This window comes from Streptomyces sp. BK79 (assembly GCF_044142145.1).
GTDB lineage: Bacteria > Actinomycetota > Actinomycetes > Streptomycetales > Streptomycetaceae > Streptomyces.
Genome location: NZ_JBHVOC010000027.1, coordinates 24,438 through 51,291, shown reverse-complemented (window position 1 = coordinate 51,291; position 26,854 = coordinate 24,438). Strand labels below are relative to the sequence as shown.

At 74.0% G+C, this 26,854-nt stretch carries 23 protein-coding genes; 10 read left to right on the top strand and 13 right to left on the bottom strand.

Going from position 1 to position 26,854, the window contains the following annotated elements; translation table 11 throughout:
- Positions 1 to 32: 32 nt before the first annotated feature.
- From ACFIF2_RS29720 to ACFIF2_RS29705, 4 genes are all read right to left on the bottom strand, one after another.
- A complete protein-coding gene (locus ACFIF2_RS29720; RefSeq protein WP_395576333.1) occupies positions 33 to 1,175 on the bottom strand; it encodes an LLM class flavin-dependent oxidoreductase in 1,143 nt (380 codons plus the stop codon).
- 114 nt (positions 1,176 to 1,289) lie between these two features.
- Positions 1,290 to 1,853, bottom strand: a complete 564-nt coding sequence (ssuE, locus tag ACFIF2_RS29715) for an NADPH-dependent FMN reductase (protein WP_395576332.1) — start codon at positions 1,851 to 1,853, stop codon at positions 1,290 to 1,292.
- Between the two features lie 253 nt (positions 1,854 to 2,106).
- Positions 2,107 to 2,190, bottom strand: a complete 84-nt coding sequence (locus ACFIF2_RS29710) for a putative leader peptide (protein ID WP_395576402.1) — start codon at positions 2,188 to 2,190, stop codon at positions 2,107 to 2,109.
- 204 nt (positions 2,191 to 2,394) lie between these two features.
- Positions 2,395 to 2,574 carry a hypothetical protein gene (locus ACFIF2_RS29705; protein WP_395576407.1) on the bottom strand — a complete coding sequence of 60 codons (180 nt, stop codon included), beginning with the start codon at positions 2,572 to 2,574 and terminating at the stop codon, positions 2,395 to 2,397.
- A 184-nt stretch (positions 2,575 to 2,758) separates the two neighbouring features.
- Between ACFIF2_RS29705 and ACFIF2_RS29700 the strand changes: the two genes are divergently transcribed.
- Positions 2,759 to 3,199, top strand: coding sequence for an SPW repeat protein (locus tag ACFIF2_RS29700; protein ID WP_395576331.1), 441 nt, complete (start codon positions 2,759 to 2,761; stop codon positions 3,197 to 3,199).
- A gap of 80 nt (positions 3,200 to 3,279) precedes the next feature.
- On the opposite strand, the gene ACFIF2_RS29695 is transcribed toward ACFIF2_RS29700, so the two are convergent.
- Complete coding sequence (locus ACFIF2_RS29695) at positions 3,280 to 4,239, bottom strand: NAD-dependent epimerase/dehydratase family protein (RefSeq protein WP_395576330.1); 960 nt, start codon at positions 4,237 to 4,239, stop codon at positions 3,280 to 3,282.
- A 187-nt stretch (positions 4,240 to 4,426) separates the two neighbouring features.
- Here ACFIF2_RS29695 and ACFIF2_RS29690 point away from each other — a divergent pair, with 187 nt between their 5' ends.
- Entirely contained in the window at positions 4,427 to 4,912 is a 486-nt protein-coding gene (locus tag ACFIF2_RS29690; RefSeq protein ID WP_395576329.1) for a nucleoside deaminase, read from the top strand.
- A gap of 148 nt (positions 4,913 to 5,060) precedes the next feature.
- On the opposite strand, the gene ACFIF2_RS29685 is transcribed toward ACFIF2_RS29690, so the two are convergent.
- The gene (locus ACFIF2_RS29685) at positions 5,061 to 5,792 is read right to left on the bottom strand and encodes a chaplin family protein (protein WP_395576328.1); all 732 of its coding nucleotides are present in this window, start codon (positions 5,790 to 5,792) and stop codon (positions 5,061 to 5,063) included.
- Positions 5,793 to 6,052: 260 nt separating this feature from the next.
- Between ACFIF2_RS29685 and ACFIF2_RS29680 the strand changes: the two genes are divergently transcribed.
- The 4 genes from ACFIF2_RS29680 (at position 6,053) to ACFIF2_RS29665 (ending at position 11,587) form a co-directional block, all read left to right on the top strand.
- The gene (locus ACFIF2_RS29680; RefSeq protein ID WP_395576327.1) at positions 6,053 to 7,651 is read left to right on the top strand and encodes an alpha/beta hydrolase; all 1,599 of its coding nucleotides are present in this window, start codon (positions 6,053 to 6,055) and stop codon (positions 7,649 to 7,651) included.
- Positions 7,652 to 7,753: 102 nt separating this feature from the next.
- Positions 7,754 to 8,848, top strand: coding sequence for a chemotaxis protein (locus ACFIF2_RS29675; protein ID WP_395576326.1), 1,095 nt, complete (start codon positions 7,754 to 7,756; stop codon positions 8,846 to 8,848).
- A 115-nt stretch (positions 8,849 to 8,963) separates the two neighbouring features.
- Complete coding sequence (locus ACFIF2_RS29670; protein WP_395576325.1) at positions 8,964 to 9,983, top strand: Gfo/Idh/MocA family protein; 1,020 nt, start codon at positions 8,964 to 8,966, stop codon at positions 9,981 to 9,983.
- Between the two features lie 272 nt (positions 9,984 to 10,255).
- Positions 10,256 to 11,587 carry a SpoIIE family protein phosphatase gene (locus ACFIF2_RS29665; RefSeq protein ID WP_395576324.1) on the top strand — a complete coding sequence of 444 codons (1,332 nt, stop codon included), beginning with the start codon at positions 10,256 to 10,258 and terminating at the stop codon, positions 11,585 to 11,587.
- Between the two features lie 15 nt (positions 11,588 to 11,602).
- Here ACFIF2_RS29665 and ACFIF2_RS29660 read toward each other — a convergent pair whose 3' ends face one another.
- Entirely contained in the window at positions 11,603 to 13,108 is a 1,506-nt protein-coding gene (locus tag ACFIF2_RS29660) for a hypothetical protein (RefSeq protein ID WP_395576323.1), read from the bottom strand.
- A gap of 289 nt (positions 13,109 to 13,397) precedes the next feature.
- Between ACFIF2_RS29660 and ACFIF2_RS29655 the strand changes: the two genes are divergently transcribed.
- Positions 13,398 to 14,540 (top strand): aminoglycoside phosphotransferase family protein, encoded by a 1,143-nt coding sequence (locus ACFIF2_RS29655; RefSeq protein ID WP_395576322.1) that lies wholly within the window; start codon positions 13,398 to 13,400, stop codon positions 14,538 to 14,540.
- Positions 14,541 to 14,843: 303 nt separating this feature from the next.
- Positions 14,844 to 16,763 (top strand): N-acetylmuramoyl-L-alanine amidase, encoded by a 1,920-nt coding sequence (locus ACFIF2_RS29650; protein ID WP_395576321.1) that lies wholly within the window; start codon positions 14,844 to 14,846, stop codon positions 16,761 to 16,763.
- A gap of 8 nt (positions 16,764 to 16,771) precedes the next feature.
- Here ACFIF2_RS29650 and ACFIF2_RS29645 read toward each other — a convergent pair whose 3' ends face one another.
- The 4 genes from ACFIF2_RS29645 to ACFIF2_RS29630 form a co-directional block, all read right to left on the bottom strand.
- Positions 16,772 to 17,269 carry a hypothetical protein gene (locus ACFIF2_RS29645; RefSeq protein WP_395576320.1) on the bottom strand — a complete coding sequence of 166 codons (498 nt, stop codon included), beginning with the start codon at positions 17,267 to 17,269 and terminating at the stop codon, positions 16,772 to 16,774.
- A gap of 104 nt (positions 17,270 to 17,373) precedes the next feature.
- Positions 17,374 to 18,285: a universal stress protein gene (locus ACFIF2_RS29640; RefSeq protein ID WP_395576319.1), complete on the bottom strand. Its 912-nt coding sequence runs from the start codon at positions 18,283 to 18,285 to the stop codon at positions 17,374 to 17,376.
- Positions 18,286 to 18,447: 162 nt separating this feature from the next.
- Positions 18,448 to 18,690: a DUF397 domain-containing protein gene (locus tag ACFIF2_RS29635; protein WP_030182473.1), complete on the bottom strand. Its 243-nt coding sequence runs from the start codon at positions 18,688 to 18,690 to the stop codon at positions 18,448 to 18,450.
- A 121-nt stretch (positions 18,691 to 18,811) separates the two neighbouring features.
- Positions 18,812 to 20,317, bottom strand: a complete 1,506-nt coding sequence (locus ACFIF2_RS29630) for an acyl-CoA synthetase (protein WP_395576318.1) — start codon at positions 20,315 to 20,317, stop codon at positions 18,812 to 18,814.
- Between the two features lie 140 nt (positions 20,318 to 20,457).
- Between ACFIF2_RS29630 and ACFIF2_RS29625 the strand changes: the two genes are divergently transcribed.
- The gene (locus tag ACFIF2_RS29625; RefSeq protein WP_395576317.1) at positions 20,458 to 22,878 is read left to right on the top strand and encodes a penicillin acylase family protein; all 2,421 of its coding nucleotides are present in this window, start codon (positions 20,458 to 20,460) and stop codon (positions 22,876 to 22,878) included.
- A gap of 160 nt (positions 22,879 to 23,038) precedes the next feature.
- Complete coding sequence (locus ACFIF2_RS29620) at positions 23,039 to 24,814, top strand: serine hydrolase (protein ID WP_395576316.1); 1,776 nt, start codon at positions 23,039 to 23,041, stop codon at positions 24,812 to 24,814.
- A 43-nt stretch (positions 24,815 to 24,857) separates the two neighbouring features.
- Here ACFIF2_RS29620 and ACFIF2_RS29615 read toward each other — a convergent pair whose 3' ends face one another.
- Positions 24,858 to 25,049, bottom strand: coding sequence for a DUF2795 domain-containing protein (locus tag ACFIF2_RS29615; protein WP_395576315.1), 192 nt, complete (start codon positions 25,047 to 25,049; stop codon positions 24,858 to 24,860).
- An 83-nt stretch (positions 25,050 to 25,132) separates the two neighbouring features.
- Positions 25,133 to 26,722 (bottom strand): phytoene desaturase family protein, encoded by a 1,590-nt coding sequence (locus ACFIF2_RS29610; protein WP_395576314.1) that lies wholly within the window; start codon positions 26,720 to 26,722, stop codon positions 25,133 to 25,135.
- Positions 26,723 to 26,854 lie beyond the last annotated feature (132 nt).

Below are 26,854 nucleotides of genomic sequence, written 5' to 3'. Positions count from 1 at the left end.
CGTCCGAACAACCGGCCCCGGTGACCGTACGACTAGACCGCGAGCGGCACCGGCGCGCCGGTGTCCCTCCGCGTCCCGGCCGGGTGGCGCCACAGGCCCCGCGCGGCCAGGCGCGGCAGGACGCCCTCGCCGAACCAGTACGCCTCCTCCAGGTGCGGGTAGCCGGAGAGGACGAACTCGTCGATGCCGAGCGCGTGGTACTCGGCGATCCGGTCGGCGACCTCGTCGTGGCTGCCGACCAGGGCCGTTCCCGCGCCGCCGCGCACCAGCCCGATGCCGGCCCACAGGTTGGGGTGGATCTCCAGGTTGTCGCGGGCCCCGCCGTGCAGGGCGAGCATGCGCCGCTGTCCCTCGGACTCGCTGCGGGCGAGCCCCTCCTGCACGGCCCGCACGGTATCGGGGTGGAAGCCGTCGAGCAGCCGGTGCGCCTCGGCCCAGGCCCCTTCCGCGGTGTCCCGCGTGATGACGTGCAGCCGGATGCCGAAGCGCAGGGTGCGGCCCTCCTCGGCGGCCAGTGCCCGCATGCGGGCGATCTTGCCGGCGACCTGCGCGGGCGGCTCGCCCCAGGTGAGGTACACGTCGACGTGCCGGGCGGCGACCTCGCCGGCGACGGGCGAGGAGCCGCCGAAGTACACCTCGGGCACCGGGTCGGGCACCCGCACCAGCCGCGCGTCCTCCACCTGGACGTGCTCGCCGCGCAGAGTCACCGCCTCGCCCCGCCACAACGCCCGCACGACGTGCAGGAACTCGCCGGTACGGCGGTAGCGGGCGTCCTTGTCCAGGAAGTCGCCGTAGGCCCGCTGCTCGCGGCTCTCACCGCCGGTGACGACGTTGAGCAGGAGCCGTCCGCCGGTCTGCCGCTGGAAGGTGGACGCCATCTGCGCGGCGAGCGTGGGCGAGACGGAGCCGGGGCGGAAGGCGACGAGGAACTTCAGGCGTTCGGTCTCCCGGGACACCATGGCGGTGGTCAGCCACGCGTCCTCGCACCACGCACCGGTGGGCGTGAGCGCGCCGACGAAGCCGAGGTCCTCGGCGGCGCGGGCGATCTGGCTCAGGTAGGCCACCGTGGGCGGCCGGTCGCGCCCGGAGTCGGTGGCGGGGGCACCGTGGCCGCCGCCGACGACATCGCGGCTGTCGCCGCTGGTGGGCAGGAACCAGTGGAAGGTGAGGGACACGGGGGTCTCCGTTCGGGAGGTCGTACGGGTCATGCGGGGCGCGCGGGTCGTGCGGGTCGCGGGTCGCAAGGGGGCGGACCGATCGCGAGGGGGCGGACGGGACGGATCCTGCGGTCAGCCCGCGGCGGCCAGCACGGGGCCGTGGACGCGGGCGCCGAGAGCCGCCGAGAACTGGTCGACCACCTGGGCGAGGGCCTCCGCCGCGCCCTCGGCCACGGTCACCGCGCCGCCCTCCTGGACGGAGATGTCCCGGTCGAGGGTGAACCAGCCCTGCACGATGTGCGCCGCGCCCATGGAGTTCAGCACCGGGCGGAGCGCGTAGTCGATGGCCAGGACGTGGGCGGTGGAGCCCCCGGTGGCGAGCGGGAGCACCGTCTTGCCGGTGAGGGCGTACTGCGGCAGCAGGTCGAGGAGCGCCTTCAGGACGCCGGAGTAGGAGGCCTTGTAGACGGGGGTGCCGACGACGAGGCCGTCGGCGCGGGCGACCAGCGCCGCGGCCTCCGCGATGGCGGGGTGCCGGAAGTCCGCGCCGAGCAGGGCGTCGGCGGGGATGGTGCGCACGTCGAGGGGGATCACGTCGTGCCCCTGCGCGGTCAGCCGGTCGTCGAGGTGGCGCAGCAGGCGGTGGGTGCGGGAGGAGACGGAAGGGCTGCCGGAGACGGACAGGACGGTGGCCATGGGTCCTCTTTTCGGGAAGGCGGGCGCACGGCGTCCGCCGGCCGGCGCCGGGTGCCGGGCGGGCACGGGGACCAGGGGCGGCGGTGTCACCGGTGGGCGGCGCCGACGAGACGTCGCGGGCACCACAGGCGGCGGGCGCGTACGGCGGCCGCGTGCGGGCGGTGCGGGGGAAGCGCTCGCACGCGAGCACCGGGCCGGTGCGGCGCGGTGAACGGAACGAGGCGGTCGGGGACGGGGCGGCGGATCGGCGGAATCAGGCCGCGGCGCGACAGGCGGCGCTGGAGACGCGGGCGAGGTCGACGTGGCGTCGCCGCGTGAGGTCCGGTCGCGTGGTCATGCCGTCGATCGTGGCAGCAGCCGTCGAGGAGGGTCAACGGAAAGCGGACCGGTCTCGGATCGCGGACCGGGATTTCACACGCGTGTGACAAAGAGCGACGGCGCGGGGCCCGGGAACGCGCCGTCGCGCGTTCCCGGGCCCCGGTCTCTCAGTCCGCTGCCTTCAGCCCGCTGCCTTCCACCCGCTGCCTTCGGTCCTCTGTCTTCAGTCCTCGTCGCGGGCCGGGACGACGACCAGGAAGGCGTCCGACCTGAGGTCCATCACGACGGTCGCGGCCTCACCCTGAGCACGGCGGCGTGCGGCGTACTCCTCGGCCGGCCACGATCCGCGCGGAGAACCCGCTGGAAACCGCTCCAACACCTTCTCGCCCATAGCGGCGGTCACCTCCACTGCCTCCGTGTCCGTTCACGCTCTCGTGCCTGAGCGTTTGCCCGCGTTCCGCGTGGACATGTCCCATCGATCCCCGACTACACATAAGGAGAAAATAAGAGCAGAATGGTGCATATACGGCGCTACCGCACACCGCGTCAGACGCGGTTCGGCCCCGGCTACTCGAAGGAGACGACTCATGGCCAACGTCTCGCACCCCCGAGGTGACATCACCAGTCATCCCGACGCCCCGGAAATGCAGGCGCGATACGCCCGCATGCTCGGCGGTCGCGATGTGGCACTCGTGGACGGGCCGGTGTTCCTGCTCGGCCTGTACTGTGCCGTGTCCCCGTGGATAGTCCACTTCACCGCGAGTCAGCCCGCACTCGTGGCGCACAACCTGATCATCGGCGTCGCCATCGGCCTGCTGGCCCTCGGCTTCACCCGCGCCCCGGAACGCATGTACGGCCTCAGCGGAGCGATGTGCGCGATGGGCATCTGGATGATCATCTCCCCGTGGATCGTCGGCACGAACCCGGACGCCGGTGTCATCTGGAACAACATCATCATCGGCGCCCTGACGCTGGCTCTGGGGTCCGTGTGCGCCGCCACGGCGGCGAAGAGCATGCGCAAGCCCTAGAGGCGGAACAGCACACCACAGGCCGGCCCGCGCCCCCGCGGACCGGCCCGCGCACGCCCGTGGGCCGGCCGCGCGGGGCGTCACCGTGCGGCGAGCCACTCCTCGTACCAGGTCACGGTGGCGTCCACGGTGTCCTCCAGCGATCGCGGGGCGAGACCGAAGGCCCGCTCGAAGGCGGTGGAGTCCATGATCTGGGGCTCCGTGTGCTGGTAGAACATCTCCGCGTACTCGGCCATGAACCGCTCGTCGAACGGGCCGAAGGGGCGGGGCTCCGTCAGCAGCACGACGTTCAGCGGCCTGCCCACGCGCTTCTCGATCACCGTGTGGACCTGGCGCGTGCTGACGGCGGCCGCGGTGGGCAGGTGCCAGACACGCCCGTCGCCCTCGGGGCGTTCCCCGAGCGTGGCGAGACCTGCCGCCACGTCCCGGATGTCGGTGTAACTGTGCGGCAGGTCGATGTCGCCGATCCCGACGACCTCCCCGCCCGTGAGCGCCCCGGGGAAGACGGCGGCCCCGAGGGTCGAGCCGAGCACGCCCGGGCCGACGAAGTCGGCGCTGCGGCCGAGGACCACGCGGGCGCGGCCCGCCCGGTGCGTGGCGAGGTACCGCTCGTCCAGCTCGGCGCGCATCCGTCCCTTGCGGCTCGTCGCCTGCCAGGGACTGCCCTCCGTCATCACCGCACCCCCGGTCTCGCCGTACGGATACAGCGTGTCGAGCACGACCAGCCGGGCCCCCTTCTCCTCGACCGCGGTCAGGACGGCCTCCTGGACGCGGGGCATCACCTCGACCTGGAGGTGATAGGCGACGTTGACGCAGTGGTGGACGACGGCCGCCTCGCCGATCGCGGCCCGGGCGCCCTCGACCGTGCTCACGTCGGCGGCGAACCGCTCGACGCCCGCGAGGGCGGGACCGTCGCCCCTGCGGTCGACGAGGCGGACGGGGTGGCCCCGGCGCACCAGCTCACGGGCGAGCGCGGTGCCGGCGGGGCCGGACCCCAGGACGGTGTGCGGGACAGCCGACTGCGGTGCGGTGACGGACATGACGGGCCCTTCTCTCGGTTCCGGTGCGCGGCCGGCGCGAGGTGACGACGACCGGGCGACTACGACTTGGCGACTACGACCTCTCGCTTTAGTTAGAGACTATAACCATGGCGACAGCTCTTAGCAACGGCGTCCCGGAGACGTAGGCTGCCGGTGAGGATCACGTTGCCGAGGAGGGCCGAACGTCATGGTCGTGAAGGACGTCGAACTGCCGCACCTGCGCCGCTGCCTGGAGCTGGCGGCCGAGGCGCTGGAAGCCGGCGACGAGCCGTTCGGGTCGGTCCTGGTGGGCGCGGACGGCACGGTGCTGGCCGAGGACCGCAATCGCGTGGCCTCGGGCGACCGCACCCGTCACCCGGAGTTCGAACTCGCGCGCTGGTCGGCCGCGCACCTCTCCCCCGAGGAGCGGGCCGCCGCCACGGTGTACACCTCCGGCGAGCACTGCCCGATGTGTGCCGCCGCGCACGCCTGGGTCGGCCTCGGACGCATCGTGTACGTCGCCTCGTCGGAGCAGCTCGGGACCTGGCTGGCGGAGCTGGGCGTGCCCGCGCCGCCGGTGCGCACGCTGGCGGTCCGGGACGTGGCGCCCGGCGTGACCGTGGAGGGCCCGGTACCGGAACTGACCGGGGAGATCCACGCGTTGCACCGCCGGTTCCACCAGGAGCGGGCCTGAGCGGACGGGCCCCGGGCGGGCCCCCGGGCCGGCCCTCGCGTCACGGGCGGCCTGGGCGGCCCGGGCCGGGCCCGGAAACGGCACGTCCCGGCGGCGCCCTGTGCGGCGCCCCCGGGACGGGTGCCGGCGGTCGACCGCCGGCGGTCGGTCAGTTCGCGGCCGCCGGACGGAACCGGCGGTAGAGCACGGCTCCGCCCAGGACGAGCGCGGCGCCGCCCGCGAGCGCGGGCAGGGTGCGGTCCGCACCGGTGTGGGCGAGGGACGCCGACGGGTGCGGCGCGGGGGTGTGCGAGGACGCCTCCGGCCGGGAGCGCTCCTCCTCGGGCGCCGCGGGCTCCGAAGGCCGCTCCGGCTCCGAAGGCCGCTCGGGCTCGGCAGGCCGCTCGGGCTCGGGGCGTTCGCCGGAGGTGTTCGTCGACTCGTTGCCGACGGCCGGATTGCCGATGCCGACGACGTTCACGCTGTTGCCGCTGACGTTCACCGGAAGGTGGACCGGCAGCTGTACGCCGTTGCCGGAGAGCACGCCCGGCGAATCCTTCGCGCCGCCCTCGGCGACCGCGCCGCCGGAGGTGCCGGACGCGGCGTCGCCACCGGAGGCGCCCGCCCCCTTCTCCGCCGAACCGTTCCCTCCGGTGTTGGCGCACGTGTTGCCCGCGGCCGGGTTGAGGAGCCCCACCACGTTCACCGTGTTGCCGCACACGTTGACCGGTACGTCCACGGGGAGCTGCACGGTATTGCCCGAGATCAGCCCGGGCGAGCCGGCCGCCGAGCCGTCCGCGGCGGCGCCGTCGGACGCGAACGCCGCGTACGCCGGCATCGTCACGGCCAGCGCGCCGGAGGCGGCGACGGCGAACACACCGTTTCGGGTAACCCTTCTCATGAGGTTCCCTGCCTTCCAGACATGGTCACGGGCACTCGCCCGCACCGGTTAAAACGCGGGCGCACCATCCGAGTTATGGCTTATACGCCTTTCACCCCATCGAGTGGCCGCCTTGTCGAACGCGCGGCAAAGCGTCCGTACGCCCGCCGCGTCCCGTCCACGGACCGCGCCGGCGCCCGGAGGCGAGGCGTCCGGGCCCCGCTTATGGTGGGCGAGGGCGTCGACCACCGGTCCGCGACGGGGCGCCCCGGGAGGCATCGATGCTGGCCAAGCTGTCGCTTCTGCCCTCGGTCAGGTGCCGCGCGGCCACCGGAGTGCTGGGGCTGGCCCTGCTGGGGGCGGGGCTGCCCGCCGCGACGGCGGACGACGCCGAGCCCGGCCTGTCCCGGTTCTACGACCAGAGGATCAAGTGGTCGGCGTGCGAGGGCCTGGAGGCGCCGGAGGACCTGCAGTGCGGCAAGGTCACCGTCCCCCTCGACTACGACCGGCCGCGGGCCGGAACGCTGGACCTGGCCCTCGCCCGGTACCGGGCGACCGGTGACTCGCGCGGCTCGGTCCTGCTGAACTTCGGCGGTCCGGGCGGCTCCGGGGTCGCCGAACTCTCCGCCGGGGGCAAGGAGTTCATGCACCTGACCAACGGCTACGACGTGGTGACCTTCGATCCCCGCGGCGTCGGCCGGTCCTCCCCGGTCACCTGCGGCCCCGCCACCACGGAGATCATCGAGGCGACGGACGGGGACGAAGGGCTCGCCGACCCCGCCGACGTGCTCCGACGCCTGCGCGACGCGGCGGCCGAGTGCGCGAGGCACTCCGGTCCGGTGCTGCCCCACATCGGTACGGTCGACGCGGCGCGCGACATGGACGTGATGCGCCGGGCACTCGGCGACGACCGCCTCAACTACCTCGGCTTCTCCTACGGCACCCGGCTCGGCGCGGTCTACGCCGCCCGGTTCCCGGACAAGGTCGGCCGGATGGTGCTGGACGGCGTGGACACGCTGACGGAGCCGCTGACCGAGCAGGGCCTGGCCGGCGCGCGGGGCCAGCAGACGGCACTGGAGAACTTCCTCGACTGGTGCGTGGAGGACATCGCCTGTCCGTTCGGGCAGGATGCCCGCACCGCCCGGCGCCAGGTCCAGCAGGTCATCGCCTCCCTCGACGAGGATCCCGTGCCGTCGGGCTTCGGCGAGCCCTTCTCCGGACAGGACATGGTCGGCGCCATCGGCCAGGCCCTCTACAGCGAGGAGCTGTGGCCGCTGCTGCAGCGGGCCATCGCACAGCTGATGGAGGACGGGGACACCCGCGGCCTGGAGGGCTTCGTGTCCGGCGGCGTCACCTTCCCGGTCCGCGCGCAGAAACCCGCGGGCGCCCACAGCGGCCTCACCGACCCGGAGGACGTCCCGCTGGACAACCTGCCGGCCGCCCTGATGGCCATCAACTGCGCCGACGACCCCGACCGCCCCACCGCCGCCCAGGTGGCCGCTTCCCTGGACCGGCTGCGCGCACGCTACGAGGAGGCGTCGCCGGTCTTCGGCCGGTACCGGCTCACCCAGGTGCTGATGTGCCACGGCCGACCCAAGGGCACCGACTACATCCGGGACGAGGTGAAGGACCTCGACACCGCCCGGATGCTGCTCGTCGGCACCCGGGGCGACCCGGCCACGCCGTACGACTGGACCGTGGAGACGGCCGAGCGCCTCGGCCCCTCGGCCGTGGTCCTGGACAACCGGGGCGACGGACACACCGGCTACGCGTCGTCGGAGTGCGTGCACCGCAAGGTGGACGACTTCCTGCTGTACGGCTCCCTGCCGCGCGACGGCAGCTCCTGCGGCTCCGACGCACCCCGGGACGAGGACGACTGAGCCCCGGGACGAGGACGGCTGAGCCCGGCAGATGGGACGGGAACGAGCGAGTGGCGGATTGCTCCGAATGCCCGATACGCCCATCGGTCCTATCGTGCTGACATGGAGCACGATCTGAGTCCCGCCGCCCTCGCCGAACTCCGGCGCCCCCGCCCGTACCCGGCCGTGTCCGTGCTGACGCCGACGCACCGCCGCGAACCCGACAACGCCCAGGACCCCGTCCGGCTGCGCAATGTGGTCGCCGAGGCGAAGAAGCAGCTGGAGGACGATCCCTCGGTCACCCGCGAACGGCGTATCGAGGTGTCCCGGGAACTCGACCGGGCCCTCGCCGAGGTCGATCTCTCGCACATGGAGGACGGCTTGGCGATCTTCGCCGCTCCGGGCGAGCACCAGGTCTGGACCCTCGCCCGCCCGGTGCCGGAGCGCGTGGTCCTCTCGGACACCTTCCTGACCCGCAACCTCGTCGCCGCGCAGGCCGCCGAGCGGCCGTTCTGGGTGCTGTCGGTCGCCGCCGACCGGGTCACGCTGTGGAGCGGCGGCGCGGGCCGGGTCGTCGAGGACCGCACCGGCGGATTCCCGATGCACCGGCCGCCGCTGGACTTCGACCCCGAACGCCAGGAGCGGATCGGGGACGCGCCGAGCACCTTCCGGGACGAGACCACGCGCCGGTTCCTGCGCGACGCCGACACCGTGATGGGCAGGGTTCTGCGCGAACACCCCCGGCCGCTCTACGTCACCGGCCCGCAGCCCGCGCTGTCCCTGCTGGAGGAGACCGGGAACACCGTGCGGGACGCGGTGCTGGTCCCGCACGGCGGCCTCGCGCACGGCACGGCCGAGGCCGTGTGGCAGGCGGTGCGGCCCGTCCTCGACGACGAGGCGCGCGGCTCCGTCGAGGCCGTCGCCCGGGAACTGGAGGCGGCCCGTGGACGCAAGGACTTCGCCGCCGGCGTCGACGAGCTGTGGGAGAGCGCCCACACCGGCCGGGTCCGGCTGCTGGCCGTCGAGGAGAACTTCAAGGTGACGATGCGCGACGACGGCGAGCATCTGATCCCGGCGGACAGCGGCGACCTGGACGCCCGCGAGGACATCGTGGACGAGATCGTCGAGCAGTGCCTGGAGACCGGCGCCGACGTGCGCTTCGTACCGGACGGCGCGCTGGGCGAGGTGGAGGGCATCGCGGGCGTCCTGCGGTACTGAGCCCCGCCGCCGCACCTGAGGGCGCCCTCCCCTCTTGACGCCCGTGAAACCCTGTCCGCCGTACAGGTACCCGCCCCCGCGGGTGCGCGGCGGACGGGGAAGGAGCCGGCGGAGCGTGAGCGAACTTCTGGGTGTGGCGGTCCTGGGCGCGGGACACATGGGTGCCGACCACGTACGACGACTCGACCGTGTGGTGAGCGGCGCCAGGGTCGCCGCGGTGGCGGACCCCGACGCCGAGCGTGCGAAGGAGGCCGTGGGCGCGATCGAGGGCGTCACCGTGCACACGGACGTCGAGGCGGCGCTCGACGCGCCGGGCGTCGAGGCCGTCCTGATCGCCTCGCCGGGCGAGGCGCACGAGGAGGCGCTGCTGGCCGCCTTCGCCCGGGGGCTGCCGGTGCTGTGCGAGAAGCCGATGGTGCCGGAGTCCGCGGGAGCGCTGCGCGTGGTGGAGGCGGAGGCACGGCTGGGCCGGAGGCTGGCGCAGATCGGGTTCATGCGGCGGTACGACGCCGAGTACCTGCGGCTCAAGTCCCTGCTGGACGGCGGGCGGCTGGGGAAGCCCCTGATGCTGCACTGCGTCCACCGCAACGTGTCCTCTCCCCCGCACTTCACCTCGGCGATGCTGGTCACCAGCTCCGTCTCGCACGAGATCGACGCCGCCCGCTGGCTGCTCGGCCAGGAACTGACCGCGGTGACCGTCCTGCGTCCGCGCCCCTCGGCGGGCGCGCCGGCGGGACTGCTGGACCCGCAGTTCGTGCTCTTCGAGAGCGAGCGGGGCGCCCTGGTCGACGTGGAGGTCTTCGTCAACTGCGGCTTCGGCTACGAGGTGCGGTGCGAGGCCGTCTGCGAGGCGGGCAGCGCCCGGATCGGGGACCCGCGCACCATGGTGGTGACGGCGGCGGGCGGCGCGCGCGAGGAGGTGCCGCAGGACTACCTCGTACGGTTCGCGGACGCCTACGACCGCGAGGTGCGGGCCTGGGTGGACGCCACCCGGCGGGGCCGGGTCACCGGCCCGGACGCCTGGGACGGGTACGCCGCCTCCGTGGTCGCCGAGGCCGGCGTCCGCGCCCTGGAGACGGGGGCGCGCACCCCGGTCGCCCTGGCGCCCCGGCCGGCCCTGTACGACCCGGCGTAGAACAGAGGTCCGACGAACACCAGGACGACGACGTGACGAGGCCCGTCCGACCATCAAGTCGCGTAGCCGCTCTACGACTTGGCCGCCACTCCGCGTAGGCCCCGTACGTGCCCAAGTCACTCGGGGAAGACGGTGGCATATGCCGGAAGCACCACCGTATCGTGTGTCGCCGAATCCCTTACGGGGCATCGCGGGCTGTGCAACAGTCGTAACGGTCCTTCCGCCAGCCTCGGTTCCGCCTTGGTCGTACCGTCTGCACATCGGAGTGCGTCATGTCGTCCCCTCTCTCCGCGGACCACCCAGCCGCCCAGCCGTCAGGACGCGGTGCGGTCGAGGACCTGATATCGCAGGCCCGGCGGCTGAAGGGTGACGTGGACGCGGTACGGCGGGACAGCCGGGGCGACGGAACGGACCCCCGCGGACGCTGGCAGCGCGCCCTGTACGACCTGGCACTGCACCAACTCACCGACCTGGACGCGCACCTGGCGCAGCTGAGGGACGGCCCGGCGCCCGCGCCCCGCCCCGGATCGCTGCTCAGCCGGGTCGGCAGCGCGGAGTGGAACCTGCTGACGGACGAGGCCGAATGGTCCGGTGAACTCTTCCAGATCCTCGGACGCGCCCCGGACTCCGCCCCGCTCAGCCTCGACGAACTCCCGTCCCTGGTCATCGCCGAGGACCGGCCGAAGCTGACCGCGATGGTCACGGGCTGCCTCGTCGACGGCCGGCCGATCGACGGCGAGTTCCGCATCGTGCGGCCCGACGACACGGTCCGCACCGTGCACATGATGGGCGAGCCCGTGCTCGACGCCGACGGCAGCACCGCCTCGATGTGGGCGGTGCTGCGGGACGTCAGCGAACTGCGGCGCAGTCAGCGGGCGGTGAGCGAGACCCGTGACTCGCTGCACCGTTGCCCGCCGGCCGCTGCCGCCGGGCAACGGGCCGCGGTCGAACCGCGGGAAGCCGTGCCGCCGCCCTGGCACGGCCTCCTGCGGTTCCCGCACCGGGGACGGCCGGGCCTGGACCTGGCCGCCGGGTACCTGCCGCCGACCGCCCCCGCGCCCCCCGCGGCGCGGTACGACTGCTGGTACGACGCGTGCCCCCTGGCCGACGACGAGTCCCTGCTCAGCGTCGGACAGCTGGCCGGCCGGGCAGTCGAACCGGCGCAGGGCCCGGCGATGCTCATCGGCGCGCTGCGAGCCCTGGCGGCGGCGGGCACGCGGCCCGCGCACCTGCCGGACCGCGTCGACCGGTTACTGGAGGGCACCGCCCTTCCCCCCGTGCGCTCCGCCCTGTACTGCGGTTACCGGCCCGGCACCCGCACCCTGTCCTGGGCGCGGACCGGACGCCCCGCCCCCCTGCTGTTCCGCGCGGGGGCGGGGCGTGGTCTGGCCGGGCAGGCCGAGGTGACCCTCGAAGCGGGGGACCTGCTGCTCCTGCACACCGGCGGACTCGCACCGGAGGCCGAGCAGCGCCTGATCGCCCTGGCGCCCGATCTGGCCGGGGCAGGCTCGGCCGAGGACGCCGTGCGGATCGTGACGGGGAGCCTCGGCGCGTCCCCGCGTCAGGACGACGCGTGTGTACTGGTGGCCCGGGTGACGCCCTAGGGAGCGCGTCGCGCGCTACGCCGGGGCGGCACCGCCCCTCCCCTTCCCTCTGGGCGACTTGCCCTTGGGAAGCGCCAGTCGGATCTCCTCACGCAGCTCCTGGATCTTCGGGTACTCGGCGTACTCGGCGGTGAGCCGGTACATCTGACGCAGCCGGTCCCAGGTCCGCTGGGAGGAGTTGGAGCCCATCGACACCAGGGCGAGCCGCGCGTACCGGTCCGCCTGTTCGGGGTCGTCGGCGATGAAGCAGGCGGAGGCCATCGACAGATAGTCGAAGATCTTCGACCGCTGCCGGCCGTCGACGCGCAGGGCCAGGGCCTTCTCCGCGTAGTGCTGCGCGTGCGCGGCGGCGCCGGGCTCGAACTCGGCGAGCGTCCGGTAGGCCAGTGCCTGCATGCCGTACAGGTCCTCCTCCTTGAAGGTCTGCATCCAGTCCGGCGGCGGCACGTCCGCCTTGTCGGAGACGAAGAGGTCCTCGGCCCGTCCCAGGGTGCGGCGCATCGCCTGGCCCTTGCCCATGGACGCCTGCGCCCACGCCTCGATGGTGTAGAGCATGGCCCGGGTGCGCGGCAGGACCTGCTCCCCCGAGCCGGACTCGGCGAGCTTCATCAGGTCCAGCGCGTCGTCGGGCCGGCCCAGGTGCACCATCTGGCGGGCCGCCCGGGAGAGCGCCTCGCCGGCCCGGGGGCGGTCGCCGCCCTCGCGCGCGGCGTGGGCGGCGATCACGAAGTACTTCTGGGCCGTGGGTTCGAGGCCGACGTCGTGCGACATCCAGCCCGCGAGGACGGCGAGGTTGGCGGCGACGCCCCACAGGCGCCGCTGGAGATGGGGTGGGTGGTGGTAGGCGAGCATGCCGCCCACCTCGTTGAGCTGGCCCACCACGGCCTTGCGCTGGAGTCCGCCGCCACGGGCGGCGTCCCAGGCGCGGAACACCTCGACCGAGCGCTCCAGTTCCTCCACTTCCTGCGACCCGATGGGGGCGGCCTCGTAGCGGTCGAACCCGGCGGGGTCGGCGTGCAGGGGGTGGCGTAGGTCGGGAGCGTCGGCAGCCAGGGCCGGGTCGGTGTGCAGCCAGTCGTGCATGGCGCTGCTGAGTGCGGAGCCCGCGGCGAGCGCGGCGCCCGCGCCCACCAAGCCGCGTCGGTTGAGCATGAGGTCCATTCCCGTGAATTCGGTGAGGACCGCCGCGGTCCGCTCGGGCGCCCACGGCACACCGTCGGGATGCTCCTCGCTCCCGCCGCCCTGCCGTTTCCCCGCACGCCCGTGCCGGACCAGACCGAGGTCCTCGATGGTCACGACACGGCCGAGACGCTCGGTGAACAGCACCGCCAGCACCCGCGGCACCGGATCGCGCGGGATCTCTCCCATGTCGATCCACCGCCGCACCCGTGAGGTGTCGGTCGCCAGCTGGGGGTGGCCCATGGCCGCCGCCTGCCGGTTGACCAGCCTCGCGAGTTCGCCCTTGGACCAGCCGGCCAGGCCGAACAGGTCCGAGAGACGGGTGTTGGGTTCTCTGCTCACGTCAAGCCCCCAGGTTCTCGGCTGAGTTGAACATAGCCCCGTGCGGGTTGCCGGGCGACTATTCGCCACCGTTCGCCAGGGTGCGCCAGATGGTGTGCCACGGGCGGACGGGTGTCAGGTAGGAATGCGCCACCCCGACCCGGTCGCCGAGGGGATCACTCCCCAGGGTGGTCCCCCGGCGGCCGGTCGGGCGGCGCGACGGCTTTCGGAAGAAGGGCCCCCGCCTCGTGCGGGGGGCACCGCCTCTTCAGGCAGGCACAGCAGGCACACGAAGGGATCTGTCTCGCCCATGTACGCAGCATCGTCCTCCGTGTCCGCCCCGCAGCGCTCGCTGCACCCCCGCCCGGCGGCGGGCGGCGGCCCCTACCTCGCCCCCGCGCGTCCGGCGGCCCCGGTGCTCGGGGCGGGCAGGGCGCGGCACGGCTCGGGTCCCGGCGCGCAGCCGCTCAGCGGGAGAATCGACCTGTCCGGCCCGCAAGGGGCCCAACTGCGCACGGCGATCGCGTCCGTGCACCGGATCTGCCCGGAGTTCTCCCCGGTACAGGTACTGCGGCGCACCGGCCGGTCCGTGCTGCTGGTCGGCACGACCGGGCGCAGCACCGCGGTCGCCAAGTGTTTACTGGACCACTCCCCCGCGTGGGCGGAGCGCATCCGGCACGAGATAGGGGCATACCGCTCGTTCGTCCGGCACCGCCCCCCGGTGCGGGTGCCGAGGCTGATCGCAGCGGATCCGGACAACTGCACGCTGGTGATCGAGCGGATGCCGGGACGGGTGGCGGCGCTGCAGCGGCACCCGCTGGAGGCCCCGCCGCGGGCGGACATCAGGGCGGCGCTCGGCGCGGTCTGCCGGCTCAACGCCTGGCACCCGCCGGCCGGTACGTTCGACGCCCCGCTGGACTACGCGGCCCGCATCTCGCGCTACCACGACCTGGGACTGCTCACCGACCGTGACCTGGGCGACCTCCAGAAGCTGCTGCACGGGATCGCGCACGCGGCCGGGCGTCACGGCATGGGCCAGTTCTGTCACGGGGACGCGCTGCTGTCCAACATCCTCATGTCGCCGGCCGGTCCGGTGCTGGTCGACTGGGAGCACGCGGGCTGGTACCTGCCCGGCTACGACCTGGCGACCCTGTGGGCTGTCCTCGGCGACGCCCCGGTGGCCCGCCGTCAGATCAGCCAGATCGCCCAGTCGGGAGGGCCCGCCGCACGGGACGCGTTCCTGGTGAACCTGATGCTGGTACTGACCCGCGAGATCCGTACGTACGAGACGGCCGTGCAGCGTTCGATGCACGAGACGGCACCGGCCCAGCCGGTGGCCGCCCACGCCGGCGCCGTACCGTCCGGCGAGGAGCAGCGCCTGCTGCTGCGCCGACTGCACGACGACTGCCAGATGGCCCGGCGGGCCGTGCGCGCGGCGGTCGGCACGCGCTGACGGCGAGGCCGGCGCTCCGCGGTGTGCCCTTCGGGGCGCACCGCGGATTTTTGTGTGCCCGGATCTCCGCCGTGGCCACTGGTGTACGCCACTGACGCCGCGCAGGCCCCCGCCCCGCCGCCACGAAACTCGCCGGACCCCCCGCTGACATGGGAAATCGCCGACACGGCGGCATGATTGACGGATCGTCCGACCGCCGGGTACCACTGACCCACGCCCGGCCCCGCACGCCCGTCCCGGACGCCACGCTCGCCCCGTCCCGCCCGACCGTCACTGGAGGCCGCCTTGCGAGGATCCCCCGTCGTGCCCGCCCTGGCCACCGCGGCACTGCTGCTGCCGCTGCTCGGCGCGGCACCCTCCGCCGCCGGGCCCTCCGGCGCGCCGCCCGCCCCGGACCGTCTCCAGCGGGCGTTCGCCGCCGCGGCGGCCGAGTACGACGTTCCGCAGAGCGTCCTGCTCGGCGTCTCCTACCTCCAGTCCCGCTGGGACGCCCACGCCGGCGCGCCGAGCGTGACCGGCGGCTACGGCCCGCTGCACCTGACCGACGCGCGCACGGCGCTGGCCGGGGCGTCGTCGCACCACAGCGAGGGCACCGAGGACCCGCGCGGCGACGACGCCCGGGCCCCGCTGCACCCGGCCCCGCCGGTCCTCCGGTCCGCCGAGCTGCCGGCCCGGCTGACCACGCTGCCCAGGGCGGCCGAGCTGACGGGGCTGAGCCCCGAGGCGCTGCGCACCGACCCGGCCGCGAACGTGTCCGGCGGCGCCGCGCTGCTGGCCGCCGCCCAGCGTGACCTGGGCGAGCCGCTCAGCGCGGACCCGGCCGACTGGTACGGGGCGGTGGCCCGCTTCTCGGGCGCGGAGGACTCGGCGACCGCGGCGGCGTACGCGAACGACGTGTTCGAGGTGATCCGCGCGGGCGGGCGGCGGACCACGGACGCCGGGCAGCGGGTCGCCCTCGCCGCCCGCCCCGACGTGGAACCCGACGTGTCACAGCTCCAGGGCGCGGGTCTGCGTGCCGCCTCGGCCGCCGGCACCGAGTGCCCGCCGACGGTGTCGTGCGAGTGGATCCCGGCTCCGTACGAGGAGTTCGGCGACGGTGACTACGGCAACCACGACCTGGGCGACCGGCCCGCCTCGCAGCGCATCCGGTACATCGTCGTGCACGACACGGAAGGCGCCTGGAACGGCGTGCTCAACATGGTCCAGGACCCGACGTACGTCTCCTGGAACTACACCCTGCGCTCCACCGACGGGCACATCGCCCAGCACGTGAAGGCGAAGGACGTGGCCTGGCACGCGGGCAACTGGTACGTCAACGCGAAGTCGATCGGACTGGAGCACGAGGGCTTCCTCGCGGAGCCGGACGCCTGGTACACGGAGGCGATGTACCGCTCGTCGGCGCGGCTGGTGAGGTACCTGGCGAAGAAGTACGACATCCCGCTGGACCGGCAGCACATCATCGGCCACGACAACGTCCCCGGCACCACCACCGCGACGATCCCGGGCATGCACACCGACCCGGGCCCGTACTGGGACTGGCGGCACTACTTCCAGCTGCTGGGCCGCCCCTTCGAGCCGACCGCCGGAAAGAACTCCGGCCTGGTGACGATCCGCCCCGACTACGCGAGGAACGGCCCCGTCTACACCGGCTGCGTCACGCGGGGCGAGCCCTGCGCGCCGCACGGCTCCAGCGCGGTGCGGCTGTACTCCGACCACGACCTGAACGCGCCCCTGATCAGGGACATCGGTCTGGGCACGGCCCCGACGACCGGGGTGAACGACCTGTCCTCCCGCGTCTCCACGGGACAGCAGTACGCCGTGGCCGACCGGTGGGGCGACTGGACGGCCATCTGGTACCTGGGGCAGAAGGCCTGGTTCCACAACCCGGAGAGGAGCCCGGCGGCGGTCCCCGCGTCCGGCCGGGTGATCACGGCGAGGGAGGGCCTGGAGAGCGTGCCGGTGTACGGGCGCGCGTACCCGGAGAAGTCCGCCTACCCGGCGGGCGTGCCCGCCCAGACGGTATCGCCGCTGCCGTACCGGCTGCCGAAGGGGCAGAAGTACGTGGTCGGTGAGAAGGTGCCCGGCGAGTACTACTACGCCGTCACCTTCGACGAGGCGTCCCACCGGGTGGTGACCGGCGAGGACATGTACTACGAGATCCAGTTCGGCCACCGGGTCGCGTACGTGCGTGCCGCCGACGTCACGCTCTCGGCCCTGCGGTAGGCGCCGGTTCAGCCCTGCTGGAACAGCTCCGCCGGGAGCGGCTTCAGCAGGGCGTACAGGTCGTCGGTGATGGGGCGGTCCCAGGCGGCGATGGTCACCAGGACGCCGTCGCTGCGGTCGAACTGCACGCAGGAGATGCGGCTCTCGGAGAGCTTGAGGCGGCGCACGATGAGCAGGTTGTCGCCCTGCATCACCGGGACGTCCTCGGCGCCGACGACCGTCACCTCCTCGTCGTTCTCCAGGGCCAGCAGCAGCTGGGCGACCTCGAAGGGGATCTCGCCCTCTGGCACCTCGCGGGCCGGGGAGCCCTCCGGCAGGTTGCCGATGATCATCGCGGGGCCGCGTCCGCCGAACAGGTCGTAGCGCAGGAAGACGCCCTGACAGCTGCCGTCGGGCGCGGGCAGGAGACCGGCGCCCAGGTTGCCGGGCCAGTCGCCCGGGTCCATGGCCAGTACGTCGAAGTCGGGCCCGGCGGGCGTGGCGCTGCGGCGGCGGAGGAACGACATGCCGCCATGGTACGTGGCCGGGCGCCGCACACGGTGTGCGGGCGGGGCGCCGATCGCCGGGCTCCGGGTCCGCTCGCGCCGTTCGCGGCGGCGGGTCCGGCGCCTCAGTCCTCCGGCGGGGCCGGTGGCACCACCGCGACGGGGGACACGGCGTGCAGCAGGACGGCGTGGGTGACGGACCCCATCATGCGGGCGGGGGCCAGCAGGCGCCGGCGGTGACGGCCGACGACGACCAGGTCGGCGTCGCGGGAGGCGGCGACGAGGTTCCCGGCCGCGTCGCCGGGCAGGGCGTGCGTCTCGGTCCGGACGTCGGGGTGGCGTCCCCTGTAGGGGGCGAGGAAACCGTCCGCCAGGACCCGGGTCTCGCTCTCGATGGAGACCTCGTCGATCACCAGCGGCATCATCTGGCCGGCGGCGGCCCACGTCTGCACCGGCCACGGGTAGGCGGCGATCACCTGGAGGCGGGCGCCGCGCCGCGCGGCCTCGGCGAAGGCGAAGGTCAGCGTGGCGTCGTCCGGGCTGTCCACGTGCAGGCCCACGACCACGCGGGCGCCGGCACCGGGATCGCCCGGCGCCTGGCCGTGGACCTCGCGCCCGGGGCGGGGCACGACGACGACCGGGCACGCGGCGTCCCGGGCGACGGCCAGGCCGTTGGAGCCGAGCAGCAGGCTGGCGAAGCCGCCGCGGCCCCGGGAGCCGAGCACCAGCAGTTGGGCGTCGGCGCCCAGCTCCGGCAGCACGGCACCCGGCACGCCCTCCATGCCGACGTACTCCGTCGGCACCGCGTAGGCCCGTCCCTGGAGGTGCGCGCGGGCCTGGTCGAGCACCGGGTCCTCCCCGGTGTCCGGCGGACCGGCGACGAGGACGTCGGTCTGCGCCCAGGCGGCGTACTGACGCACGTGCACCACCCGCAGGGGCGCCTCGCGCCGGTGGGCGGTGTCGAGGGCCCAGTCCAGGGCGCGCAGGCTGTCGTCCGAACCGTCGACCGCCGCGATGACCGGCAGGGTGGTGCTCATGGTTCCTCACCTCCGGAGTACGACCGTGTTCCTCCCGGCGTCAGCCTCGCTCAGGCGTCGGCTCCGGAAGGGCGCTCACGGTCGCGTGTCCGGAAAAAGGGGTCGAACACCCCCGGATCGGCCGGACGGACGCGACGCGGCCCGTCGCCACCGCCGGGCGTCTCACGTGAGGTCGAACTCCCCCTCCCGCGCTCCCGACACGAACGCGCCCCATTCCGCCGGGGTGAAGATCAGGGAGGGGCTCTGCGGGCTGCCGCTGTTGCGCATGGCGATGAACCCTTCGACGAAGGCGATCTGGACATCCCCCAGGCCTCGGCTGCTGGACTGCCACTGCGCGTTGCTGAGATCCAGCTCCGGCTTGTCCCAGCCCATGAGCGGGCGCTGGTGGGTGGTGCTCTCGGCCACGTCCGTGCTCCTCCCGGTGTCGTCGTCCGCGGCCAGCCTAGCGACCGGGTCCGACCGCCGACAGGCCACGTGAGGGGTGCCTTTCGGAAGATCGGCACCGGGCCTGCCCGGGGCCGGCGGGTCAGGAACCGGCGAACCGGTCCCGCAGTTCCCGCTTGAGGATCTTCCCGCTGGCGTTGCGCGGCAGCGCGTCCACGAAGTGCACCCGCTTGGGTGCCTTGAACGCGGTCAGGCGCTCGCGGGCGTGGGCGATCAGTTCGTCCCCGGTGACCTCGCCGCGCGGGACGACGACCGCGGTGACGGCCTCGATCCACCGCTCGTCGGGCAGGCCGATCACGGCGGCCTCGGCGACGGCCTCGTGGGTGTACAGGGCGTCCTCGACCTGCCGGGAGGCGACCAGCACGCCACCGGAGTTGATGACGTCCTTCACCCGGTCGACGATGGTGAAGTAGCCGTCCGCGTCGCGCACGGCCAGGTCGCCCGAGTGGAACCAGCCGCCGCGGAAGGCCGCTTCGGTCTCCTCGGGCTTGTCCCAGTAGCCCTCGCACAGCTGCGGGGAGCGGTAGACGATTTCGCCGGGGGTGCCGTCGGGCACGTCCTCGCCGGCCTCGTCGACCACCCGGGCGTCGACGAAGAGGACGGGTCTGCCGCAGGAGTCCATCCGGCCCTCGTGCTCGTCCGGGCCCAGGACGGTGGCGAGGGGGCCGATCTCGCTCTGGCCGAAGCAGTTGTGGAAGGCGAGGTGCGGGAGGCGTTCGCGCAGGCGCTCCAGGACGGGCACGGGCATGATCGACGCCCCGTAGTACGCCTTGCGCAGGCCGCCGAGGTCGCGGGTGGCGAAGTCGGCGCGTGCGGCGAGGCCGATCCACACGGTGGGCGGTGCGAAGAGGCTGTCCACGCGCCCGGCCTCGATCAGGTCGAAGAGCCGGTCGCCGTCGGGCGCGTCGAGGACGATGTTCGTCGCGCCGACCGCGAGGTAGGGCAGCAGAAAGACGTGCGTCTGCGCCGAGTGGTAGAGGGGCAGGGCGTGCACGGGGCGGTCGCCCGCGCGCAGGTCGAGGGCGGTGATGGCGCTCAGGTACTCGTGGACCAGCGCCCGGTGGGTCATCATCGCGCCCTTGGGCAGCGCGGTGGTGCCCGAGGTGTAGAGCAGCTGCACGAGGTCCTCGGCGTCCGGCCCGGGACCGTCGTACGCGGGCGCCGAGGCCAGCCGGGCGAGCAGCGAGTCGCCGGCGTCGCGCAGCGGCAGGGTGCGTACGCCGTCGGGGAGCCGGCCGACGAGGTCCGGGTCGGCGAGGACCAGGGTGCTGCCGGACTGGCCGACGAGGTAGGCGAGGTCGTCGCCGGTCAGGTTCTGGTTGACCGGGACGTGCACCAGACCCGCGCGGGCACAGGCCAGGAAGGCGATCAGGTAGGCGTCGGAGTTGTGCCCGTAGGCGCCGACCCGGTCGCCCGGGGACAGGCCCTGGGCCAGCAGGACGCTCGCCGCGCGGGAGACCGCGGTGTCGAGTTCCCCGTAGGTCCAGGCGCGGTCGCGGTACTCCACCGCGACGCGGGCCGGAGTGCGCCGGGCGCTGCGTCGCAGCACTCCGTCGACCGTGCTGCGGTGTCCGGGCGTCAGCGTCATGCCATGATCCTCGGCCGGTCGGCGGGGCGGGTCAAGACGCGTGCGTCGCCGTCGCGAGCAGTTCGTGTCATGCCACTGACACGTGAACATACCCGCTGGTACGCTCGGCCGCTCCTTCCCCTCAGACGTCGGGAGGCACGATGCGCACACGTCCGAGACGGTTCCTCGTCACGGCCATGGCCCTGCTCACCGCGGCGACCGCGCTGCCGGCCGCCACCGCGGCCGAGCGGTCCGGTGGCCACCGCGAGCGTCCGTCCCACGGCGGGCTCTCCGCCGTCATCCGCTACACCGAGTACGGCATCCCGCACATCGTCGCCGAGGACTACGCCGGCCTCGGCTTCGGCACCGGCTGGGCCCAGGCCGCCGACCACGTGTGCACGCTGGCCGACGGTTTCGTGACGGTGCGCGGCGAGCGCTCCCGCCACTTCGGCGCCGACGCGCGCTCCGACCTCTCGCTCTCCTCGGCCGGCACCAACCTCTCCAGCGACCTGTACTTCCGGGGCGTACGCCGGGCGGGCACCGTGGAGAGGCTGCTCGCCGAGCCCGCCCCGCGCGGTCCCAGCCGGGACGCCAAGGAGCTGATGCGGGGCTTCGCTGCGGGCTACAACGCCTGGCTGGAGCAGAACCGGATCACCGACCCGGCCTGCCGGGACGCCGCCTGGGTGCGGCCGGTGACCTCGCTGGACGTGGCGGTGCGCGGCTTCGCCCTCTCGGTGCTCGGCGGCCAGGGGCGCGCGGTGGACGGCATCACGGCCGCGTCACCGCCGGGCGGGAGCGCGGCGGCACCCGCGGGACAGCCCGACGCCCACGCGGTGGCGCGCGCCGCCCGGGAACTCTTCGCCGCCGACGGCGCCGACATGGGATCCAACGCCGTCGCGTTCAGCGGGCGCACCACCGCGAACGGCCGTGGGCTGCTGCTCGGCAATCCGCACTACCCCTGGCAGGGCGGGCGCCGCTTCTGGCAGTCGCAGCAGACGATCCCCGGACGGCTCGACGTCGCCGGCGGCTCGTTGCTCGGCTCGGCGACGGTGTCCATAGGCCACAACGCGCACGTCGCCTGGAGCCACACGGTCGCCACCGGCGTGACCCTCAACCTCCACCAGCTGACGCTGGATCCGGCCGACCCGACGGTCTACCTGGTGGACGGCAGGCGCGAGCGGATGACGAAACGGTCCGTCACCGTGCCGGTGAAGAACGGTTCCCCGGTGACGAAGACCCAGTGGTGGACCCGGTACGGGCCGGTGGTGACGTCGCTCGGCGCCTCGCTGCCCCTGCCGTGGACCACGACGACGGCGTACGCGCTGAACGACCCGAACGCCGCCAACCTGCGCGCCTCCGACACCGCGCTCGGCTTCAGCCGGGCCCGGGGCACGGACGACGTACGGGACGCCCTGCGCCGCACCCAGGGGCTGCCGTGGGTGAACACGATCGCCGCCGACTCGCGCGGCCGCACGCTGTTCACCCAGGCGCAGGTGCTGCCCCGCATCACCGACGAACTGGCCGGGCGCTGCTCCACACCGCTCGGGAAGGTCACCTACCCGTCCTCCGGGGTCGCGGTCCTGGACGGCTCGCGCGGTGACTGCGCGCTCGGCCGTGACCGGGACGCCGTGCAGCCGGGGATCTTCGGGCCGGGGCGGATGCCGACGCTCGAGGACGCGCCGTACGCGGAGAACTCCAACGACAGCGCGTGGCTGGCCAACGCGGACCGGCCGCTGACCGGTTACGAGCGGGTCTTCGGCACGGTCGGCACCCCGCGGTCGATGCGGACGCGGGGCGCGATCGAGGACGTGGCGGCGATGGCGGACCGGGGCGGGCTCACCGTCCGGGACCTGGAGCGCCGGCAGTTCGCGAACCGCGCGCCCGTCGGCGACCTGGTCGCGGCCGACGTGGCACGGGCCTGCGCCGCGCTCCCGGGCGGCAAGGCGACGGGCGGCGACGGCAAGTCGGTGGACGTGCGGGAGGCATGCGGGGTGCTCGCCCGCTGGGACCGCACCGTGGACACCGGCAGCAGGGGCGCGCTGCTCTTCGACCGGTTCTGGCGCGGCCTCACCAGGGCCGTCCCGCCGGAGCAGCTGTGGAAGGTGCCGTTCTCGCCCGCCGACCCGGTCGGCACCCCGCACACGCTGAACACCGGCGCGCCGGGCTTCGCCACCGCCCTCGCGGACGCGGTCGCCCAGCTGCGGGCGGCGGGCATCGCGCTGGACGCGCCGCTGGGCCGGTACCAGTTCGTCGTGCGGGGCGGCGAGCGCATTCCCGTGGGCGGCGGCACGGAGTCGCTGGGCGTCTGGAACAAGATCGAGCCCGTGTGGGACCCGGCCGGCGGGGGCTACACCGAGGTGACCACCGGCTCCAGCTACATCCAGGCCGTGGGCTGGGACGGGAGCCGGTGCCCGGTGGCCCGTACGCTCCTGACGTACTCCCAGTCCTCGAACCCGGCCTCGCGGCACTACGCCGACCAGACCCGGCTGTTCTCCGGTGAGCGGTGGGTGACGTCCCGGTTCTGCGAGCGCGACATCCGGTCGTCGCCCGCGCTGCGCGTCGTCCGGGTGCGCGAGCGCTGAGCCGCCCCGCGCCGAGCCCCGTCCGGCCCCGCGCCGGGCGGGGCCCGGGGCCCGTCGGGCGCGCACGCCCCATTGACACGGCCCGCCGCTGACAGGAAAGTTTCACCCCGCACGGCGATCCAGGAAAGATACTTTCAGCTCGGTGGCGGGAGGCTCTTCGATGGCCGGACAGGCGACGAACGGATGCACGCGGCGTCAACTGGGCGCCGGCGCCCTGGCCCTGGGCGGTGCCCTGGCCATCGCCCCGTTCGCGGCCGGGCCCGCCGAAGCGGCCGACGACGGGGGCCGCCGCCCCACCCTGCGGCGCGGCTCCGCCGAACGGGCGGGACTGCTCCCCGGCCATCTGCGCCGGCTCGTCACCGACGCCGAGACGTTCCTGGGCCCCTCCCCCGAGCATCCCTGGTACGCGGGCGCCGTGCTGCTCGCGGGCCGGGGCGGCACGGTGGCGCTGCACGAGCCGGTCGGCATGGCGGTGCGCTACCGGGCCTACGACGAGAAGACCGACACCGGTGTCGAGTTCCCGGCCGCGCAGCAGATCCCTATGGCCGAGGACACGGTGTTCGACCTCGCGTCGATCTCCAAGCTGTTCACCTCGATCCTCGCCGTGCAGCAGCTGGAGCGGGGCACGCTGGAGCTGGAGGCGCCGGTCGCGTCGTACCTGCCGGGCTTCGGGCGGGCCGGCAAGCAGGACATGACGGTTCGGCAGCTGCTGACCCACACCTCCGGCTTCCGGTCGTGGATCCCGCTGCACAGCGCGCCGACCTACGAGGAGAAGGTGCGGCTGATCTTCGACCAGGCGCCGGTCAGCCCGCCCGGCACGGCGTACCTGTACTCGGACCTGAACATGATCTCGCTCCAGCTGGTCCTGGAGAAGATCACCGGCCGCTCCCTGGACGTCCTGCTGCGCGAGGAGATCACCGCCCCGCTCGGGCTGGACAGCACCCGGTACAACCCGCCCGCGTCCTGGAGACCCCGGATCGCGGCCACCGAGGACGCCCGCCGGCCCTGGTCCGGTCTCGACCGGGGGCTGGTGTGGGGCGAGGTGCACGACGAGAACGCGTTCGGTCTCGGCGGGGTGGCCGGTCACGCCGGGGTGTTCTCCTGCGCCTGGGACCTGGCGGTGCTCGGCCGTACGCTGCTCAACGGCGGTTCCTACGGCCGGGCGCGCATCCTGCGGCCGGAGTCGGTGGAGCTGATGTTCACCGACTTCAACGCCGACTTCCCCGGGGACGAGCACGGCCTCGGCTTCGAGCTGTACCAGCACTGGTACATGGGCGCGATGGCCACCCCGCGCACGGCCGGGCACACCGGGTTCACCGGCACCTCGCTGGTGCTGGACCCGACGACCGACTCGTTCCTGGTGGTCCTGGGCAACTCCGTGCACCCGGTGCGCTCCTGGCGCTCGGGTTCGGCGCCCAGGGTCGCGGCCGGCACCAACATGGCGCGGGCCGTGCCGGTGCGTCCCGCGCACGGGCGCACGGCGTGGTTCTCCGGGACGGCGAGTTCCGCGACGGCGACGCTCACCCTGCCCGCGCTGGACACGTCCGGCGGACGGGCGCGGCTGGGCTGCGCGCTGTGGTGGGACACCGAGCCCGGTGCGGACGCGCTCGTCCTGGAGGCCACCACCGACGGCGGCACGACCTGGCAGCCGGTCCCGTTCACCACGACGGTCCGCGGCGAGGCCCCGCGCGAACATCCGGCGGGCACGGTCACCGGCTTCTCGGGCCGCGTCTGGCACCGGCTGACGGCCGCCCTCCCGGCCGCCCGCGGGCTCACCCTGCGCTGGCGGTACACGACCGACCGGCTCTACGTGGGCCGCGGGGCGTACGTCGACGGGCTGCGCGCCGAGGCGGCCGGCGACGTCCTGTTCCACGACGCCCGCCCGGCCGACGCGGCGCGGGTGGAGGCGGTGGGGTGGACGGCGTCGGCCGACTAGACGGTCGCGCCCTTCGGGGGCCGGTCACGCGCTCCGGGGGCGGTCAGCCGTTGAAGACGGCCTTCTGGACCTCGTTCGGTCCGTCGAAGCTGTTTTCCTTCAGGCTGTCGAGACGGCTCACGACCTTCTCGTCGGCCTTGTTCTCGCGGGCGCGGTCGACGAGCGACTTCTTGTCCGCCGGGTAGTCCATGCCGCTGAGGGCCTTCTGCAGGTCGATGGGGCTGAGGTCCGCCATGACTGGCTCCTTCTCCGTACGGGTCACAGGTGCGGTATGTCCGCTATGTCGCGGTACCCAGCCCCGTCGGCCGCATGCCCCCGTCAGCGTCCCGCGCGTTCCAGCACCGCCATCGCCGCGTTGTGCCCCGGCACTCCGCTGACCCCTCCCCCGCGCACCGCGCCCGCACCGCACAGCAGCACGTTCGCGTGTCCGGTCTCCACGCCCCAGCGGCCGGTGTGCTCCTGGGCGTGGGGCCAGGACAGGTCGCGGTGGAAGATGTGGCCGCCGGGCAGCCGCAGGTCGCGTTCCAGGTCGAGCGGCGATCGCGCCTCGAGGCAGGGGCGCCCGTCGGCGTCGGTCGCCAGGCAGTCCGCGAGGGGTTCGGCCAGGTGGGCGTCGAGCTGGGCGAGGGTCGACTCCAGCAGTTCGTCGCGTACGGCGTCGTTGTCCCGGGCGAAGAGGCGGGCGGGGGTGTGCAGGCCGAACAGGGTGAGCGTGTGCATGCCCGCGGCGGCCGGGCCGGGGCCGAGGATCGTGGGGTCGGTCAGCGAGTGGCAGTAGATCTCGGAGGGCGGGGCGGTGGGCAGCTCGCCGGCCGCGGCACGGGCGTGGGCCTGGGCGAGCTGCTCGTACCCCTCCGCGATGTGGAAGGTCCCCGCGAAGGCCTCGCGGGGGTCGGCCGCGGGGTCGCGCAGCGCCGGGAGCCGGGTCAGCAGCATGTTGACCTTGAGCTGGGCACCCTCGGCGGGCGGGGGCGGCGCCTGTCCGGTGAGCGCCGCCAGCTCGCGCGGCGAGGCGTTCACCAGCACGTGGCGTGCGGCGGCGACGCCCTCGCCGTCGGCCGAGCGGTAGGCGACCTCGGCCGCGTGCCCGTCCGTGTCGATCCGCAGCGCCTCGTGCCCGGTGGCGAGCACGGCGCCCGCGTCGCGTGCCGCGCCGGCCAGCGCGTCGGTGAGGGCCCCCATGCCGCCGACCGGTACGTCCCAGGCGCCGGTGCCGCCGCCGATCACGTGGTAGAGGAAGCAGCGGTTCTGGCGCAGGGACGGGTCGTGGGCGTCGGCGAAGGTGCCGATCAGGGCGTCGGTGAGGGCGACTCCCCGCACCAGGTCGTCCGCGAAGTGCTCCTCGATCGCGACGCCGACCGGCTCCTCGAACAGGGCCCGCCAGGCCGCCTCGTCGTCCACCCGGCGGCGCAGCTCCTCCCGGGTGGGCAGGGGCTCGGTGAGGGTCGGGAAGATCCGGCCGGCGACGTGGCCGGTCATCCCGTAGAAGCGCTGCCAGGCCGCGTACTCCCGGTCCGATCCGGTGAGCCGGGCGAACGACTCCCGCGTGCGCCGCTCGTCGCCGCCGACGAGGAGTCCGGTGGGCCGGCCCTCCCGTTCGACGGGCGTGTACGAGGAGACGGTGCGTCGGCGGACCCGGAAGTCCAGGCCCAGATCGCGCACGATCTTCGTCGGCAACAGGCTGACCAGGTAGGAGTACCGCGACAGCCGCGCGTCGACCCCGGCGAACGGCCGCGTGGAGACGGCCGCGCCACCGGTGCGGTGCAGCCGCTCCAGCACCAGCACGGACCGGCCGGCGCGGGCCAGGTAGGCGGCGGCGACCAGCCCGTTGTGGCCACCGCCGACGATGACGGCGTCGTAGGCGCGGGAGAGGCGGGGCGGGGTGGCGGTGGCGGTGGGCGGGGTCATGGCTCTTGGTAACACGGGGCGGCGGCGGGCTGCCAGAGGGGGCGGGGCGGCCGGGAGCGTGACGGGACGAGCCCCGACGGCGGTCGGTACAGCGGCCGGTACCTCGGCCGGACGTCCGGCGGGACGGCCGTC

Excerpts from the sequence above, each read along its gene's own strand:
- ssuE (WP_395576332.1), bottom strand. The coding sequence starts at position 1,853 with ATGGCCACCGTCCTGTCCGTCTCCGGCAGCCCTTCCGTCTCCTCCCGC.
- ACFIF2_RS29710 (WP_395576402.1), bottom strand. The coding sequence starts at position 2,190 with ATGACCACGCGACCGGACCTCACGCGGCGACGCCACGTCGACCTCGCC.
- ACFIF2_RS29700 (WP_395576331.1), top strand. The coding sequence starts at position 2,759 with ATGGCCAACGTCTCGCACCCCCGAGGTGACATCACCAGTCATCCCGAC.
- ACFIF2_RS29695 (WP_395576330.1), bottom strand. The coding sequence starts at position 4,239 with ATGTCCGTCACCGCACCGCAGTCGGCTGTCCCGCACACCGTCCTGGGG.
- ACFIF2_RS29690 (WP_395576329.1), top strand. The coding sequence starts at position 4,427 with ATGGTCGTGAAGGACGTCGAACTGCCGCACCTGCGCCGCTGCCTGGAG.
- ACFIF2_RS29685 (WP_395576328.1), bottom strand. The coding sequence starts at position 5,792 with ATGAGAAGGGTTACCCGAAACGGTGTGTTCGCCGTCGCCGCCTCCGGC.
- ACFIF2_RS29680 (WP_395576327.1), top strand. The coding sequence starts at position 6,053 with ATGCTGGCCAAGCTGTCGCTTCTGCCCTCGGTCAGGTGCCGCGCGGCC.
- ACFIF2_RS29675 (WP_395576326.1), top strand. The coding sequence starts at position 7,754 with ATGGAGCACGATCTGAGTCCCGCCGCCCTCGCCGAACTCCGGCGCCCC.
- ACFIF2_RS29665 (WP_395576324.1), top strand. The coding sequence starts at position 10,256 with ATGTCGTCCCCTCTCTCCGCGGACCACCCAGCCGCCCAGCCGTCAGGA.
- ACFIF2_RS29655 (WP_395576322.1), top strand. The coding sequence starts at position 13,398 with ATGTACGCAGCATCGTCCTCCGTGTCCGCCCCGCAGCGCTCGCTGCAC.
- ACFIF2_RS29645 (WP_395576320.1), bottom strand. The coding sequence starts at position 17,269 with ATGTCGTTCCTCCGCCGCCGCAGCGCCACGCCCGCCGGGCCCGACTTC.
- ACFIF2_RS29640 (WP_395576319.1), bottom strand. The coding sequence starts at position 18,285 with ATGAGCACCACCCTGCCGGTCATCGCGGCGGTCGACGGTTCGGACGAC.
- ACFIF2_RS29630 (WP_395576318.1), bottom strand. The coding sequence starts at position 20,317 with ATGACGCTGACGCCCGGACACCGCAGCACGGTCGACGGAGTGCTGCGA.
- ACFIF2_RS29625 (WP_395576317.1), top strand. The coding sequence starts at position 20,458 with ATGCGCACACGTCCGAGACGGTTCCTCGTCACGGCCATGGCCCTGCTC.
- ACFIF2_RS29620 (WP_395576316.1), top strand. The coding sequence starts at position 23,039 with ATGGCCGGACAGGCGACGAACGGATGCACGCGGCGTCAACTGGGCGCC.
- ACFIF2_RS29615 (WP_395576315.1), bottom strand. The coding sequence starts at position 25,049 with ATGGCGGACCTCAGCCCCATCGACCTGCAGAAGGCCCTCAGCGGCATG.
- ACFIF2_RS29610 (WP_395576314.1), bottom strand. The coding sequence starts at position 26,722 with ATGACCCCGCCCACCGCCACCGCCACCCCGCCCCGCCTCTCCCGCGCC.